Source organism: Aliiroseovarius marinus, assembly GCF_050881025.1.
Lineage (GTDB): Bacteria > Pseudomonadota > Alphaproteobacteria > Rhodobacterales > Rhodobacteraceae > Aliiroseovarius > Aliiroseovarius marinus_A.
Genome location: NZ_JBNNXQ010000001.1, coordinates 1 through 15,536, shown reverse-complemented (window position 1 = coordinate 15,536; position 15,536 = coordinate 1). Strand labels below are relative to the sequence as shown.

Annotated in this window: 13 protein-coding genes; 5 read left to right on the top strand and 8 right to left on the bottom strand. The window is 60.1% G+C overall.

Annotation, left to right across the window (positions count from 1 at the left end):
- Positions 1-9: 9 nt before the first annotated feature.
- Complete coding sequence (locus ACRY08_RS00065) at positions 10-531, bottom strand: invasion associated locus B family protein (RefSeq protein ID WP_432447772.1); 522 nt, start codon at positions 529-531, stop codon at positions 10-12.
- 357 nt (positions 532-888) lie between these two features.
- Here ACRY08_RS00065 and ACRY08_RS00060 point away from each other — a divergent pair, with 357 nt between their 5' ends.
- From ACRY08_RS00060 to ACRY08_RS00050, 3 genes are all read left to right on the top strand, one after another.
- Positions 889-1,899, top strand: coding sequence for a glycine betaine ABC transporter substrate-binding protein (locus ACRY08_RS00060; RefSeq protein WP_432447771.1), 1,011 nt, complete (start codon positions 889-891; stop codon positions 1,897-1,899).
- A 97-nt stretch (positions 1,900-1,996) separates the two neighbouring features.
- On the top strand, positions 1,997-2,884 hold the full coding sequence (locus ACRY08_RS00055) for an ABC transporter permease (protein ID WP_432447770.1): 888 nt from the start codon (positions 1,997-1,999) through the stop codon (positions 2,882-2,884).
- On the top strand, positions 2,877-3,914 hold the full coding sequence (locus tag ACRY08_RS00050) for a quaternary amine ABC transporter ATP-binding protein (RefSeq protein WP_432447769.1): 1,038 nt from the start codon (positions 2,877-2,879) through the stop codon (positions 3,912-3,914). Before ACRY08_RS00055 ends, ACRY08_RS00050 begins: the two co-directional genes overlap by 8 nt.
- 61 nt (positions 3,915-3,975) lie before the next feature.
- Here the strand turns inward: ACRY08_RS00050 and ACRY08_RS00045 are convergent, their stop codons facing one another.
- Genes ACRY08_RS00045 through ACRY08_RS00020 form a run of 6 tightly spaced genes read right to left on the bottom strand, consistent with a single transcriptional unit; the run spans position 3,976 to position 11,063 of the window.
- Entirely contained in the window at positions 3,976-4,779 is an 804-nt protein-coding gene (locus ACRY08_RS00045; RefSeq protein ID WP_432447768.1) for a carnitinyl-CoA dehydratase, read from the bottom strand.
- Positions 4,776-6,803: an acetate--CoA ligase family protein gene (locus tag ACRY08_RS00040; protein WP_432447767.1), complete on the bottom strand. Its 2,028-nt coding sequence runs from the start codon at positions 6,801-6,803 to the stop codon at positions 4,776-4,778. Before ACRY08_RS00040 ends, ACRY08_RS00045 begins: the two co-directional genes overlap by 4 nt.
- A 14-nt stretch (positions 6,804-6,817) precedes the next feature.
- Entirely contained in the window at positions 6,818-7,978 is a 1,161-nt protein-coding gene (locus ACRY08_RS00035) for an acyl-CoA dehydrogenase family protein (RefSeq protein ID WP_432447766.1), read from the bottom strand.
- Positions 7,978-9,378 carry a carnitine 3-dehydrogenase gene (locus ACRY08_RS00030; protein WP_432447765.1) on the bottom strand — a complete coding sequence of 467 codons (1,401 nt, stop codon included), beginning with the start codon at positions 9,376-9,378 and terminating at the stop codon, positions 7,978-7,980. Before ACRY08_RS00030 ends, ACRY08_RS00035 begins: the two co-directional genes overlap by 1 nt.
- Positions 9,379-10,155: an SDR family oxidoreductase gene (locus tag ACRY08_RS00025; protein ID WP_432447764.1), complete on the bottom strand. Its 777-nt coding sequence runs from the start codon at positions 10,153-10,155 to the stop codon at positions 9,379-9,381.
- Entirely contained in the window at positions 10,152-11,063 is a 912-nt protein-coding gene (locus tag ACRY08_RS00020; RefSeq protein WP_432447763.1) for a 3-keto-5-aminohexanoate cleavage protein, read from the bottom strand. The genes ACRY08_RS00025 and ACRY08_RS00020 overlap by 4 nt, the downstream gene beginning before the upstream one ends.
- Positions 11,064-11,145: 82 nt before the next feature.
- Here ACRY08_RS00020 and ACRY08_RS00015 point away from each other — a divergent pair, with 82 nt between their 5' ends.
- Positions 11,146-12,120, top strand: coding sequence for a GlxA family transcriptional regulator (locus ACRY08_RS00015; RefSeq protein WP_432447762.1), 975 nt, complete (start codon positions 11,146-11,148; stop codon positions 12,118-12,120).
- On the opposite strand, the gene ACRY08_RS00010 is transcribed toward ACRY08_RS00015, so the two are convergent.
- Positions 12,095-12,751, bottom strand: a complete 657-nt coding sequence (locus tag ACRY08_RS00010; RefSeq protein WP_432447761.1) for an NnrU family protein — start codon at positions 12,749-12,751, stop codon at positions 12,095-12,097. The genes ACRY08_RS00015 and ACRY08_RS00010 overlap by 26 nt on opposite strands.
- A gap of 154 nt (positions 12,752-12,905) precedes the next feature.
- Between ACRY08_RS00010 and ACRY08_RS00005 the strand changes: the two genes are divergently transcribed.
- A partial coding sequence (locus ACRY08_RS00005; protein ID WP_432447760.1) for a methyl-accepting chemotaxis protein occupies positions 12,906-15,536 on the top strand: 2,631 nt, incomplete at its 3' end.

The window sequence follows — 15,536 nt, the reverse complement described above, 5'->3', positions numbered from 1 at the left end:
CTCAACGGCTTATTCAGCCAGTTTGATCGCGTCATAAGCTTCTGCAAAACCAGCGGTTTGCAGGGTGAAGTTTACGTCCTGATCGGCAGTCATGCGAAACCGGATCGGCTGGTCGCCGCCGGCCATGAACATCGCCTGAACATCCCCTTCAAACGGTATCTGCGCATAGCAGGCCGCGTTGTCACAGGTTTCAAGCGACAGCTGAATATCCCCCACGCTGACCCCGGATGGAATGTGCACGCCCACCGGAAGCTCGACGGTCAGCATGGCTTTGGTCGCGTTGTCGATCCCTTCTGAGGTGATCACAGTGCTGCGCAGGAGTGCGCCACCGCCTTGCGCATCCACGATGGTTTGCGCCGCGCGGCAGACCAACGGGGCTGCGCGGCCTGCCGAAAGGCACTGGACCTGCCAGTTGCGCGCCGCATCTGCAGGCGCTGCGGCGGCGTCTGTGTCGCTTTGGGCCAGCATGGTTGCGGGCAGAAGGGCGGTGAGCAGGCAAAGGGTGGCGGGTCGGAACGCAGGTCGGATCATGGGGGCCTCGTCTATTGCGGATATGTCTTTGGCGCTTTTGCGCATCAGAAGGCGAGATGCCCGTTGATCTGTCAAGCGATTTACCCGTTTTGCCCGGCCTGGTTGTGCCGACCACCAGGTTTCGCCGTGCGCGACGCTCGGTTTCCGTAGGGTCAACGCCCTGGACGGGCAGTTTTGTTCCCGGTTTGGTTTACAACAGGGGTCGGGCTGTGCACACTGACTGGGCAGCCAGAAGCATTGACGCCTCACCCGGTGGATACATTCTGGAAATCAGCCGCGAGGGCTGGTGACTGGCCGTGAAACCGAAGATCCGCGGTCCTTCAAGTCGAAAAGATCTGGATAGGGAACCCCCCAACAATGAAGAAAACGATCAAAGGCGCCTTTGGTGTAACCGGTATATTGCTTGCGTTTGCACAAACTGCCGCAGCAGAGGAGTGCGGTAAAGTATCCATTGCCGAAATGAACTGGGCCTCGGCCGAGCTTATGGCCAATGTGGATGCGATCATCCTGAGCGAAGGCTATGGATGCGATGTCGAGAAAGTGCCCGGTGCCACCACCACCACATTTGCCTCGATGAATGAAAAGGGCCAGCCGGATGTGGCGCCTGAACTGTGGACCAATGCAGTTCGCGAGCCCTTGGCTGTCGCAACGGGTGAAGGTTCGATGGTCGTGCTGAACGATGGCCCGATCACTGAATTGGGTGAAGGCTGGTGGATCACCCCAGCTTTCGCAGAAGCGCATCCTGATCTCAACACCGTAGAAAAGGTGCTGGGCCGCCCAGACCTGTTCCCGGATGTTGAAGATTCGTCAAAAGGCGCCTTCGTGACCTGCCCGGCAGGCTGGGGCTGTCAGCTGACAAACGCCAACCTGTTCCGTGCCTTTGGTATGGAAGAAAAGGGCTGGGTTCTGGTTGATCCGGGATCGGCTGCTGGGTTGGATGGCTCGATGGCGAAAGCGGCTGAGCGCGGCGAGCCATGGTTTGGTTACTACTGGTCGCCCACGGCTTTGATCGGCAAGTACAAGATGGTGAAACTGCCGTTTGAAGCCGAATGGGGCGGATCGGAAAACTGGGATGGCTGCATCGTCAAGGCCGAACAGGATTGCGCCGATCCCAAGCCGTCGTCTTGGACTGAAAGTCAGGTTTCGACCGTTGTGACCGATGATTTCGTCGCAAACTCGGGTCCGGCGCAGGACTATTTCAAGGCGCGCGTATTCCCGGGTGCGGTGATGAACGAAATGCTGGTCTTCATGACTGAAAACCAGGCGACTGGTGAAGATGCAGCCTATGAGTTCCTGGCAACGCATGAAGATCTGTGGACCACTTGGGTTCCCGCAGACGTTGCTGACAAGGTCAAAGGTGCGCTCTGATCCATAGGGGTCGCGCAGCAGATTTGATCGAAGCCGAGGGCGCTTTGTGTGCCCTCGGTGAACACATGAATAAGAAAAAAATACAGGGGGGCAGGACATGGAGTTTCTGACCGAATTCCCGTCGCTCGGGCGCAAGGACCTGAGTGCGCTCAGACGTGCTATCGATGGCACGTTTCGCGAGTTCACCCGCGCATGGGGGGAAACCATCGAAGCGATCTTCTATCCGCTTTTGAGATTTCTGGTCTGGTTCGAAGACCTGTTGCTGGCCACGCCATGGCCGATCATCATTCTGGTGCTGTGCGGTCTGGCCTATGCCGGCGCACGGTCGTGGAAGATCACCATCGGGGCAGGGGTCTGCCTGATGGTCATTGGCTTTTTCGGCATGTGGGAAGACACGATGTCGACGCTGGCGATCATCTCGGTTGCGACCTTCCTATGTATCCTCGTGGGCATCCCGCTGGGTGTCATGATGGCGCGCTATGATCGAGCACAGTCGATCATCACACCCATTCTGGACGTGATGCAAACCATCCCCAGCTTCGTCTACCTGATCCCGGTGGTGATGCTCTTGGGGATCGGCAAGGTGCCGGGGCTTTTGGCCGTCTGTATCTATGCGTTGCCGCCCATCGTGCGCCTGACCAATCTGGGCATCCGCCTTGTGGACAAGCAGGTGATGGAGGCCGCCGATGCCTTTGGCGCGTCTTACAAGGAAAAGCTCTTTGGCGTGCAAATCCCGCTGGCACTGCCCAATATTTTTGCCGGTGTGAACCAGACGATCATGATGGCCCTGTCGATGGTGGTGATCGCGTCCATGATTGGCGTGCAGGGGCTGGGCGTGCCGGTGCTGCGTGCGATTTCCAATCAATATCTGGCACTTGGCCTGATGAACGGGCTGGCCATCGTGGCCTTGGCCATCATCTTTGACCGCGTCAGCCAGACCTATGGCAAACGCCTGCAAGCCTATCGGGAGAGCGGCCATGACTGATCAAAACATGACTGATGATATCAAAATCTCGATCAGCAATCTTTACAAGATCTTCGGAACCAATCCTGCGAAGGCGATGGAGAGGGTGCGCGAGGGCATGTCGAAAGACGACCTGCTGGAGCAGACCGGCCATGTGCTTGGCCTGAATGACATCTCGCTGGATATGCCTGCGCGGAAAATTCAGGTGGTCATGGGCTTGTCGGGGTCGGGGAAATCCACCTTGATCCGGCACCTGAACCGGCTGATTGACCCCACCGCGGGCGAGGTGCTGGTTGATGGCGAAGACGTGCTGGCGATGGATGACACCCGCCTGCGCGATCTGCGCCGTTTCAAGATGTCGATGGTGTTTCAGAAGTTTGCCCTGTTGCCTCATCGCACCGTGCTTGAAAACGCGGAGTACGGGCTTCTCATTCAGGGTGTGAACGACACCGAGGCCGCCAAACGCGCGCGCCATTGGCTCGATCGGGTGGGGCTGACCGGCTATGAAGACTACTATCCCGGACAGCTGTCAGGTGGCATGCAGCAGCGTGTGGGGCTGGCCCGCGCGCTGGCGACGGATGCCGATATCCTGTTGATGGACGAGGCGTTTTCGGCGCTTGATCCGCTGATCCGCATGGACATGCAGGGCATTTTGCTGGAGCTGCAGGAAGAGCTGCACAAAACCATCGTCTTCATCACCCATGATCTGGATGAAGCGCTGAGGCTGGGGGATAATATCGCCATTCTGCGCGACGGTGCATTGATCCAGACAGGTGACGGGCAGGACATCGTGCTGCACCCGGCGGATGATTACATCGCGGACTTCACGCGTGAAATCAACCGCGCCAAAGTGGTGCGCCTCAGCGCGCTTCAAAAGCCCCTGACCGGGGCCGTGCCAGCCGGAGATGCCTTGGCTGACAGCATGGTGTTGGAGGATGCATTGGAAGTGATTGCGGGTGCAGAAGGGCATATCGTGCCCGTCAAAGATGAGACTGGCAAAGTCACCGGGCAGGTACATCTGGCCGACGCTGTCGCTGCCATGCATGCTTGACGCAAACATATGAAATCACAAAAGGGCGGCTTGTTCGGGCCGCCCTTTTCAGGGCAAGGGTTTACTTGCCCTTCCAAACCGGATCGCGTTTTTCTGCGAAAGCGCGCGCCCCTTCCATCTGGTCCTCGGACCGATAAAGCACCTCGACCGTTTCAAACTGGCTTTTGGTGATCTTGTTCATCGCGTCCTGAAATTTCATATCTTCCGCTTCGCGTACCACCTCTTTGATTGCCGCATAGACAAGCGGGGGGCCAGAGGCCAGCAGGTCGGCCAGTTTGCGCGCTTCAGCCATCAGGTCGGCGGCTGGGTAGATATGGTTGATCATGCCCCACCGCGCGGCTTCTTCAGCGTCCATCCAACGCCCGGTCAACAGCAATTCCATCGCGATGTGATAGGGGATGCGCTTGGGCAGTTTGATCGAGGCCGCATCGGCCACGGTGCCTGACCGGATTTCCGGCAGGGCAAAGCTGGCGTGATCGGCGGCAAGGATGATGTCGGCGGACAGCGCCAGCTCCAGCCCGCCGCCGCAACAAATACCATTCACCGCCGCAATCACCGGTTTGTTCAACCCGCGCAGCTCCTGCAAGCCGCCAAACCCGCCTTTGCCATAATCGCCATCCACCGCGTCGCCATCGGCGGCCGCTTTCAGGTCCCAACCGGGGCAGAAGAACTTTTCGCCCGCGGCGGTCACAACCGCCACGCGCAGGTCAGGGTCGTCGCGAAACACGGTGAACACATCCCCCATGATCCGGCTTGTGGCCAGGTCGATTGCATTGGCCTTGGGGCGGTTCAACGTGACCTCCATCACCTTGCCGCGTCGATGGGTGCGGATCGGGCCGTCGGTCAGATTTGTCAGGTCGGTCATGTCTTTTCTCCGATGCGGATCAATGCGTCTGCAGCCACGGCGCGGTCGGCCATGACCATAAGGGGATTCACTTCAACTTCAGCCACGGGCTGGGCCATCACATAGGACTGGATGGCCGCGACCGCGTCCAGAACGGCGTTCATATCGGCGGGGGGGGACCCGCGATATCCTGCCATGATGGGCGCAATCTTCAGATTGCCAAGTGCGGCCTGAACGTCGTCACGCGTGGCCGGGATCAACAAGGACTGGCTGTCTTTCATGACCTCGGTCAGCGTGCCGCCAGCCGCCAATGTCAGAACATAGCCATGCGCAGGATCATAGATCACGCCGATCAAAAGCTCGACCACGGCGCCGGTCAGCATCTCTTCGACCAGAAAGCTGTCGGCAGGCATGGCGCGGGCGGCTTTGGTCACCGCCTCGGCGCCCGTCAGGTTCAGGGCCACGGCGCCTGCTTCGGTCTTGTGGGCGATGCCTTCGCCCTTCAATGCCACCGCACCGCCCAGACGGTTCGCGGCGTCGCCAGCCGCATCCGGGCTGTCTGCGCGTATCGCCCCCGGCACGAGCAGTCCATGCGCGTTCAGCGCGGATTTCGCCTCTGCCTCGGAGAGCGCGGCGCCGGTTTCAGGCGGTGGACGTAAGAACAGGGGCTGGGCGGTGTAACGGGGTAAATTGGCGGCCAGCTCGATCGCCGCAATGGCCGACCCCATGCCCGAAAACGGTACAATACCGCGGGCCACAAGGCTTTGGGCGATGTCTTCCGGCATCGTGTCGGGCAGCGACGCCAGAATGCCGATTGACCGCCCCGTGGCGGTCTGGGCCGCAGCCACTGCCTCAATCACCTTGTTCCAGTCGTCGCCGACGCAACGATCCGCGCGTGGAAAGTCCAAAACCACAAGGCCAAGTCCCACATCCCCGTCGATCAATGCAGTGAAGGTGGCAGTCATCGCCGCAACATCGCCCCAGATATAGGTGTGATAATCCAAGGGGTTGGCCAGCGACACCTTCGGGCCCAACGCGGCGCGCAACCCCTCGGACTGCGCCTGTGTAAGCGCTGGGAACGCCACCCCCCGACCATGTGCGGCATCCGCGATCAGGCTGGCTTCTCCGCCAGAGCAGGAGGCTGACGCGATCCGGTTTGACCCAAGCGGGCCTGCCACATGCAAAAGCTTCAGCGCTTCCAGAAAATCCGACAGGCTGTCGACCTGACCCACCCCAAGCCGCCTGAGCAGCGCACGGGCCCCCGCATCGCTGCCTGCCAGCGATGCCGTGTGTGAAATGGTGGCGGCGCGGGCTTGATCTGACCGCCCGATTTTGAGTGCGACGATGGGTTTGCCAAGCTCCGCAGCTCGTCGCGCCAGGGCCTCGAAGCTGCGCAGATCGCCAATGCCTTCGATATGCAGCCCCAGCGCGGTGACGCGGTCATCCTCCAACAACGCTTGCCCGATCTCGGCCAGCCCGGTCTGCGCCTGATTGCCTGCAGTGACCACGTAAGCCATTGGCAGGCCGCGTTTTTGCATGGTCAGGTTGATGGCGATGTTCGAACTTTGGGTGATGATCGCCACACCCTTGTCGCTGCAGGCGGCCCCATGTTGATCGGGCCAAAGGGCGACGCCGTCCAGAAGGTTCAACAGCCCATAGCAATTGGGGCCAATGATCGGCATGTCGCCAGCGGCCTTCAGCAAGGCGTGCTCTAATGCGGCGCCATCTTCCAGCTCGGCATTGGCTTCGCGAAAGCCCGAGGCAAAGCAGATGGCCCCACCGGCGCCTTTGGCGGACAGGGCCGCGACGGCCTCGATCGTGACGTTTCGGTTCACGCCGACAAAGCTTGCATCCGGGGCGTCGGGCAGGGCCTCGATCGACGGATAGGCGGACAACCCGCCGACCTCGGGTTTTGTTGGGTGCACGGGCCAGATATTGCCCGTGAAACCCATCTTGAGGCATTGTTCGATCACGTTTGCGCACCAGACCCCGCCGCCGATCACGGCGATGGAGCGGGGGCGCAACAGGCGGTCAAGGCGCGTCATGTCGGCCCCCCATGTCAGGCCCCCAAAGGCCTTAACAGCTCGCGGCTGATGATGTGGCGCTGGATTTCCGAGGTGCCATCCCAGATGCGTTCGACGCGAGCATCGCGCCAGAACCGTTCAATGGGGAAATCATCCATCAGCCCCATGCCGCCAAAGACCTGCAGGCTGGCGTCGGTCACGCGGGCCAGCATTTCCGAGGCATAAAGCTTGGCCGAGGCGATCTCGCGGTTGGCAGGCAGATCTTGATCCAACCGCCATGCCCCCGAGAGGGTCAGAAGGTCCGCCGCATCAATCTCGGTGATCATATCGGCGATCTGGAAGCCCACCCCCTGAAACTTGCCGATGGGCTGGCCAAACTGCTTGCGCTCGGCTGCGTATTCCAGCGCGTAATCAAAGCAACGCCGCGCGCGGCCCACACAGAAAGCGGCAACCGTCAGGCGGGTGGCGTAGAGCCAATCGTTCATCACAGCAAAGCCACCATCGACCTCGCCCAACACCTGCGCGTCGGGTAGGCGACAATTGTCGAAATCCAGCACGTAGTTCTTGTAGCCGCGATGGCTGACCGACTTATACCCTTCGCGCACCTCAAAGCCCGGCGTGCCGCGATCCACCAGAAAACAGGTGATGCGTTTCTTCGGGCCTTTGGGGGTTTCGTCTACCCCTGTGGCGATGAAAACAATAAAGAAATCAGCGTGTTCTGCGCCGGAGATAAAGTGTTTTGATCCGTTCAAAACCCAGTCGCCACCGTCCCGCACTGCGCTGGCCTTCATACCGCGCACATCCGACCCTGCATCTGGTTCGGTCATGGCGAGCGCGTCCATCTTCTCGCCGCGCACGGCGGGCAGAAGGTAACGTTCGCGCTGCTCGCCCACACAGGCCATGAGGATGTTCTGGGGCCGGCCAAAGAAATGCGTGAGGGCCATCGAGCCACGTCCAAGTTCGCGCTCGACCAAAGTGAAGTCGAGGTGGCTTAGCCCCGCGCCGCCGACGTCTTCGGGGAAGTTGCAGGCGTAAAAGCCAAGGTCGATGACCTTTTTCTTGATCTCTTGCCCCAGCTCATGGGGCACCTGACCCGTGCGTTCGACCTCGGCCTCATGCGGGTAGATTTCGTTTTCCACGAAACTGCGCACGGTCGAGACGATCATTTCCTGTTCTTCTGACAGACCGAAATGCATCACGCGTCTCCTTTGGCGTGCAGGGCGGCCAGAGCCTCAACACGGGCTTCCACATCCGCGCGGGGCGGGCAGGATTTGCGGGTGTTCAGGTCCACATGCAGCAGGAATTGGTCGCAGGTGGCCAGCAACCCGTCATCAGACGCGCGCTTCATTTCGTGCCACATGCGCAGCTTTTTGCCTTCGCCAAGTGTGACGGTCGTATCCACATAGACGGCTTCACCCGCATGGCATTCATCGATGTATTTGATGTTGGTTTCCGCGGTGAAATAGCTCAGACCCGAGGCAATGTACTCTGGATCTGCCCCCACATGGATCATGATCCGGTCGGCCGCGTCTGAAAAGACCTGCCCATAGCGACCCTCGTTCATGTGGCCGTTATAGTCGGTCCAGTCGATGGGCACGTCACGGGCAACGGTGCGCATCGGCGTCTCGTCAGACATGGCAGGCCAGAGGCCGGTTTCATGGGTGCGAATGACCCGACCCGCGCCAGAGCCGTCACCGCGGGCTTTCAGGGCGCGCAACATGGAGACAAGGTTGTCGTCGCGCAGGCGTTCCAGCTCGCGGATCGACATGTGGCCGGACTGAGCATCGGACTGGCCCGCGATCAGGTCAACCAGTTCATCGGTGAACTCGGGCACGTCCATCAGTTTGGTCCAAGGCCACGACAGGCAGGGGCCAAACTGGGCCATGAAGTGCTTCATGCCAGCCTCACCACCGGCCACGCGGTAGGTCTCAAACAGGCCCATCTGCGCCCAGCGAAGGCCAAAACCCATGCGAATGGCCTCGTCAATTTCTTCGGTCGTGGCGATGCCGTCTTTGACCAGCCACAGCGCCTCGCGCCAGACGGCTTCAAGGAAGCGGTCGGCGATATGGGCGTCGATTTCTTTGCGGACCTTCAAGGGGTACATGCCGATACCGCTTAGAATGTCGGCGGCACGCGTGCAGGTGTCGGCGTCGCCCACCAGCTCGATCAGCGGCAGAAGATAGACCGGGTTGAACGGATGGGCAACGATCGCGCGCGCGCCTTTTTCGTTCAATTCCGATGGCTTGAAGCCCGACGTTGATGAGCCGATGATGGCAGTTTTCGGCGCGAAAGCCATGAGGTCGGCAAGCACTTTGTGTTTCAGCTCCAGCCGTTCGGGCACGCTTTCCTGCACCCAGTCTGCTCCTGCGACGGCCTCGGCCAGATCGTTGTGATAGGTCAGCTTGCCCTCTGTCGGCAGCGCCGTTTCGTAAAGCCCCGGCAGCGCACGGCGCGCGTTCAGCAGGACTTCGCTGATCTTGCGTTCAGCCTCGGGATCGGGGTCGAACACCGCCACGTCCCAACCGTTCAAAAGGAAGCGCGCGGCCCATCCGCCGCCAATCACGCCACCGCCAATAATCGCTGCTTTCATTGTCATCTATCCAACCAAGCTTTCTGTATGTCCATCCACGGCCAAGGCCTGACCCGAGATCTTGCAACTGGCGTCTGAGGCCAGGAAAAGCGCCGTGTCTGCCAAATCATCCGCCGTGACCCATGTTTTCATCGCCACGCCTGTGACGTAGCGCTTGCGCAGCTCCTCCGGGTCCAGCCCATGCGCCTCGGCCTCGCGCGCAATCACGCGTTCCATGCGTGGGCCTTCCACCGCGCCGGGGCAGAGCGCATTGACGCGGATGCCATAGGGGCCAAGTTCGGAGGCCAGTGTTTTCATAAGCCCAATCACGCCCCATTTGGCCGTCGCATAGGGCGAGCGCATGGGATAGCCCCACAACCCCGCCGTGGAAGACGTCAGAAGCATGCTGCCACTGCCCTGTTCCTTCATGTGACGCGCGGCCCAGCCGCAGGCCAGAAAGGCCCCGTCCAGATTGGCGGACAGGCAGGCACGCCAATCCTCCAGCGACAAGTCCTCGATCGCGCCCGCGGGGCCGCCGGTGCCTGCATTGGCGCAGAGCATGTCAACGCCGCCCCAGTCGCTGTCGAGTTGGTCAAACAGCAGCTGCATCTCGTCGGGCTGGGTCACATTGGCTGCGACCGAGATCACGCCGGGCAGGGTGCTTACCGTATCTGCCAGCGCTTCTGCATCCACGTCACAGATCGCGACCTTGGCCCCTTCGGCGTGAAAGCGGCGGGCGAAACAGGCGCCAATGCCGCTGCCGCCTGCGGTGATCAGGACGCGTTTGCCCTTGAGCCCGTTCATACAGGGGCCCGTTTGGTCAGGCCCAGTTTCTTGCGCACCTCTTCCGGGCCAATGACCCGCGCGCCCATGCCTTCGATGATGCCGCGGGCGCGGGTCACAAGCTGTTCGTTGGTGGCCAGCTCACCCTTGGCCAGCCACAGGTTGTCTTCCAAGCCCACACGCACATTGCCACCCGCCAGAACGGCCGCCGCGACATAGGCCATCTGGTTGCGCCCCAGTCCGAAGGCCGAGAAAGTCCAGTCGTCCGGCACGTTGTTCACCATCGCCATGAAGGTGTTCAGATCATCCGGCGCCCCCCACGGCACGCCCATACAGAGCTGCACAAGGGCAGGACCGTCCAGCACGCCTTCCTTGACCAGCTCCTTGGCGAACCAAAGATGGCCGGTGTCAAAGGCCTCGATCTCCGGTTTCACGCCCAGATCGGTCATCATTTGCCCCATGGCGCGCAGCATGCCGGGGGTGTTGGTCATGACATAGTCGGCCTCGGCGAAATTCATCGTGCCGCAATCCAGCGTGCAAATCTCGGGCAGGCATTCGGCGACATGGGCCACGCGCTCTTCCGCGCCCACCATATCAGTGCCCGCTGCGTTCACGGGGAGGGGCGCATCTGTGGAACCAAAAGTGATGTCCCCCCCCATGCCCGCCGTGAGGTTCAGGACCACATCGACATCAGCGTCGCGAATGCGGTCTGTGACCTCTCGGTATAGTTTCAAATCCCGTGCGGGGGTGCCGGTGTCCGGGTCTCGCACATGGCAATGGACCACGGCGGCGCCGGCTTTGGCCGCTGCGATGGCGCTGTCGGCGATCTCTTTCGGGCTGCGGGGCACATGGGGCGACCGGTCCTGCGTCGACCCCGATCCGGTCACGGCACATGTGATGAAGACGTCTTTGTTCATGGCGAGCGGCATCTCGGTCCCTCCTGATGCGGTGTTTCACCTGTTTATCACATGAGGAATTGACGGATGCTTCCGTGCGGAATTAGTTTGCATTATGCAGATTTGGTCAAAATCCGACTCCAGAACGCGGGAAATTGCGTTTCTCTTGTTCGACAGGTTCTCGAACCTTGCGCTTGCAAACCTGTTGGAGCCGCTGCGGGCGACCAACACGTTGTTGGGGCGTGAGGCGTATCGCTGGCGCATTGTCACACCGGACGATGACGTGGCGCATACCTCAAGCGGGTTGCCGATTATGCCGACCGCACGATTGGCCGACATCGACAAAGGTGACGTGGTTTATGCGGTGGCAAGTTATGACCATATGCGTCACGCAAACGCGCATACCAGAAAGGTTTTGCGCGGTTTGGCGGGGCGTTTCGATGCGGTGGCAGGGGTGGATGCCGGGTGCTGGTTGTTGGGGGCCGCGGGGCTTTTGGATGGCTATCGCGCGACCATTCACTTTGATTTGCAGGATGCCTTTGCCGAGCAGTTCACCGATATCGACGTTGAACGCGCGCGCTGGTTGCAGGATCGCGACAGGATCACATGCAGCGGCGGAATGGCGGCCTATGAGCTGACCTGCGAGCTGATCGGGCAGGACCACGGGGCCGCCATTCTGTTAGAAATCAACCAGATGTTCATGTCCGAAAACGCCACAGCGCCGCAGATCGTGGCGCGCGCGCGTTCGGATCGCCGGGTGGACACCTGCCTGCGCGCGATGGAAGCCAATATCGAAACCCCTTTAACGATCCCCGAGTTGGCACAACTGGCGGGGTGTCGACAGCGGGATCTTGAAGCGCGGTTCGAGCGTCATTTCGGGGCATCGCCACGCAAGGTCTATCGGCGTCTGCGCCTGAATGCAGCGCGTCGGATGTTGGAGGCAAGCGGGTTGTCGGTTGCCGAAGTCTCGCTTCGATCCGGCTATGCAGATGCCAGCGCCTTTGCGCGCGCCTTCCGGCAGGAGTTCGGTTTGACGCCGCTCGCCGTTGCACGGGGGGAGCTGGTCAGGGCAGGGGTGTCACGCCGATAATTGCGCTGTGGTAGTGGATAAGCAGCAGATAGACGGCCGCACCGATAAAGACACGCACCAGTCCCGATTTGGTGACTGTGATTTCGCGCTTGGTGTTTGCCAGGCGTTGCCAGGTATCGATGCCCAAAAGCCTTTGATTGCGCTTGTCGATAATCCGTTTTCCAAGGGCTGAGAAGCTGGCGAATATGCCAAACAGGATCAAATGAGCCAGATTGCCATTGGGCAGCAGATGACCCAGCGACCACAAAAGCAGCGCCACCAGAAGCGGATGGCGCACCCACCCGATGATTCCAGCATTCCGGGGGTCGAAAGACGCGTTATTTGCGCCGCCAAAGGACAAGGGGTTTGGACGCCCGATGGCCAATGCCGCAAGGGTGCAGGCCAAGGCCATGGCCAGCAAGGTGACCGTGTTTTGCCACGGTGCCCAAGGCCACAAATTCACCAATGGCGCGCGACCTGCTGCCACGATCACCCAGCCAAGCAGCAGCGTGGACAGCAGGGAATAGCAGACCGTAAACCCCTTTTCTCCCAGTAGGTTGCGCAGGGAGTTGCGCAACTTGGGACGTGTCGGGATCACATGCGACGCCATGAAGGTGACAAGTGCGGCGAAAAACTCCAGCCAGCTTGGCATTCGTGGCTCCTTGGACGGATGTTGCGCCCGATCACCTCGCGCGACAGGCTGCTGCTTCTCCGCGATACAGTCGCGTTAACAGTCGGGCAAGACCTATGTGCTTATCTCATGTCGAAACCCGGAAGATTTCGATGATGTGTAAAGAGCGAGCAATATGAAAACGGCACCTGAAACCGATCGCCAGCCCGGCGTGTTGAGCACAATTTTCACTAAGATCATGGTCGTGGTTGGGGCAACCATTGCGCTGATCGGGATTGTGACCTCCTTTATCTCATATTCGACGTCCCAACGCATCGTTGATCAAACTATGGCCCACCAGGCCAGCGAGCTTACGAAGTTTACCGCGCAGGTCGTGACCGGGTCCTTCCAGATGAGCAACACGCGCGGGGTCGATCTGCGTATGTCGAACCTGTTGGAAGACCCTGCCAGCGGCGCCGTGATGGGGATTGCTCTGGACAAACGGGGGCGGGTCTTGCTGGAAAAAGGGGATCGAACCGATCTGGTTGAAACCCTGACCTCTCTTGGCCAGAAAGCATTGGAAACTGAAGCAACTCAGATGACCCAGGATGGTCTGTTGATTGCTGTTCCTGTTGGTGGCGATGGAAACCCCATCCATGGGGTCCTTGCGATTGGCTGGACGGCAGAGCATCTTCATGCTGTGGCGTTTCAGGATCAGGTTTTTGGCGCGTTGGTCGCCTTGGCGGTGTTTGCCATATCTGTGCTTGTGACCGGATATTTGGTTTGGAAAACGGTGGCAAAACCCTTCGCAGGGCTCGCATCGGCGATTGACGACGTGGCTGCCGAGAAATTTGACCGCGAAATTCCGGGTCTTGGGCGCAAGGACGAGCTTGGTAAGATTGCGTCCTCACTACAGAAATTTGCCTGTCGTCTCAGCGATGGGGCGAAGCAAATGTATAAAAGTCAGGTTCGTGGCACGGCCCTGAACAAGTCCTCTGCCTGTTTGATGATCACGGATACGGATATGATCATCACCTATGCCAACCCTGCTTTGCGGGCGAGTTTCGAAGGCCATATCAGCGATCTTTCCGAGGTTTGCCCGCACTTTCCCGCCGAAAACATCGTGTCGAGCTCGATCAGCGATTGTTTTCCGACCAAGCAATTGGGACTGCTTGACAAAATCAAGTCCGACCCTTCTGCGCTGCCGTTGCGCAAATCAGTTGCCTATGGCCAAACACGGTATGAAATCGAGATCAATCTGATCGAAAGTGATGACCAAGAGGCCTTGGGCTATGTGATTGAATGGCGTGATATCACCGAAGATTTCCTGAACCGATCAATTCTTGCCTCGATCGAAACCAATCAGGTGAAAGCTGATTTTGCCTATGATGGCCAATTGATCAGTGCAAATGGATTGTTTGAAAGTCTGGCGCCCGAGATTGCACAGGACCGGCGCCCGATGGCAGATGAAATTTTTGATTTTGATCCGGAGCTGGCCGAAAAATCCGGACCCGTCTTTGATCGCCTGCGTGACAGCAAAAGTGTCTATGGGCGGTTCAAGTTTAAGGGTGGCGAACGATATGTCGAAGGGGGCTTTACACCGGTTCTTGACGATGATGGCCATCTACTTCGGATCGTATTGATCGGGAATGATGTTACGCAGTCGCATGAGGCGATTTTGCGTGCGGAGGGGGAGCGTGCTGAGATGGAGGCGGCGCAGGCCGCGGTTGTGGATGCGCTGCGTGTGGGTCTTGGCCAGCTGTCAGATGGGGATCTGACGATCCGTATCGATACGGCGTTTGATGCCAAATACGAACAGCTTCGGGCGGATTTCAACACGGCATCGGACAAGCTTCGGGCGGCGATGTGCGGCGTGGTCGAGAATGCGGACCTGATCCAGGGCGAAGCGAGCGAAATCTCGAACGCGGCGGATGACCTGTCGCGCCGGACGGAACATCAGGCGGCGACGCTTGAGGAAACGGCGGCGGCGCTGGACGAGCTGACGTCCTCGGTGCGCTCGGCCGCGGATGGGGCGGCGCATGCGCGTGAAGTTGTGGAAACGGCGCGCGAAAATGCGGAAGCTTCGGGCGCGGTTGTGCGAGAGGCGGTTGGCGCCATGGGCGAGATTGAAAGCTCGTCGCAGCAGATCTCGAAAATCACGGGTGTGATTGACGATATCGCGTTCCAGACCAACCTGTTGGCGCTGAATGCCGGGGTCGAAGCGGCCCGGGCGGGCGAAGCCGGGCGGGGGTTTGCGGTGGTGGCCTCGGAAGTGCGCGCACTGGCGCAGCGCTCGTCGGATGCCGCGCGCGAGATCAACGGGCTGATCTCGGCCTCGGGCGGGCATGTGAAACGCGGTGTGGAACTGGTTGACCAGGCGGGCTCTGCGCTGTCGGGGATTGTCGACAGCGTGAATGAAATCAGCCGCAATGTGGGCGAGATCGCCACATCTGCACAGGAACAAAGCAGCGGCCTGGCCGAGATCAACTCGGCGGTGAACCAGCTGGACCAGGTGACGCAACAAAATGCCGCGATGTTTGAAGAAACAACGGCCGCCAGCCATGCGCTGACGCGTGAGGCGGACACGCTGATGACCACGATGCGCAACTTCAACACCGGGCACGAGAGGCTCGCGCCGGACAACCTGCTTCACGGGCCGGTTCAAGGGCCGGGCCCGACCACAGCTGACGATATCACAGGCCCCGGATATCCTGACCCGGACACCGCCACCCCGTCGACGGAGCTGCCAGGCCAGCCACCATCCCTCGCGACTGACGGGACCACCGCTCTGGACAGGCAGGCCGCTTTGGAAAACAGGCCAAACCCC

Excerpts from the sequence above, each read along its gene's own strand:
- ACRY08_RS00055 (WP_432447770.1), top strand. The coding sequence starts at position 1,997 with ATGGAGTTTCTGACCGAATTCCCGTCGCTCGGGCGCAAGGACCTGAGT.
- ACRY08_RS00040 (WP_432447767.1), bottom strand. The coding sequence starts at position 6,803 with ATGACGCGCCTTGACCGCCTGTTGCGCCCCCGCTCCATCGCCGTGATC.
- ACRY08_RS00060 (WP_432447771.1), top strand. The coding sequence starts at position 889 with ATGAAGAAAACGATCAAAGGCGCCTTTGGTGTAACCGGTATATTGCTT.
- ACRY08_RS00065 (WP_432447772.1), bottom strand. The coding sequence starts at position 531 with ATGATCCGACCTGCGTTCCGACCCGCCACCCTTTGCCTGCTCACCGCC.
- ACRY08_RS00025 (WP_432447764.1), bottom strand. The coding sequence starts at position 10,155 with ATGAACGGGCTCAAGGGCAAACGCGTCCTGATCACCGCAGGCGGCAGC.
- ACRY08_RS00045 (WP_432447768.1), bottom strand. The coding sequence starts at position 4,779 with ATGACCGACCTGACAAATCTGACCGACGGCCCGATCCGCACCCATCGA.
- ACRY08_RS00010 (WP_432447761.1), bottom strand. The coding sequence starts at position 12,751 with ATGCCAAGCTGGCTGGAGTTTTTCGCCGCACTTGTCACCTTCATGGCG.
- ACRY08_RS00035 (WP_432447766.1), bottom strand. The coding sequence starts at position 7,978 with ATGCATTTCGGTCTGTCAGAAGAACAGGAAATGATCGTCTCGACCGTG.
- ACRY08_RS00050 (WP_432447769.1), top strand. The coding sequence starts at position 2,877 with ATGACTGATCAAAACATGACTGATGATATCAAAATCTCGATCAGCAAT.
- ACRY08_RS00030 (WP_432447765.1), bottom strand. The coding sequence starts at position 9,378 with ATGACAATGAAAGCAGCGATTATTGGCGGTGGCGTGATTGGCGGCGGA.
- ACRY08_RS00020 (WP_432447763.1), bottom strand. The coding sequence starts at position 11,063 with ATGCCGCTCGCCATGAACAAAGACGTCTTCATCACATGTGCCGTGACC.
- ACRY08_RS00015 (WP_432447762.1), top strand. The coding sequence starts at position 11,146 with ATGCAGATTTGGTCAAAATCCGACTCCAGAACGCGGGAAATTGCGTTT.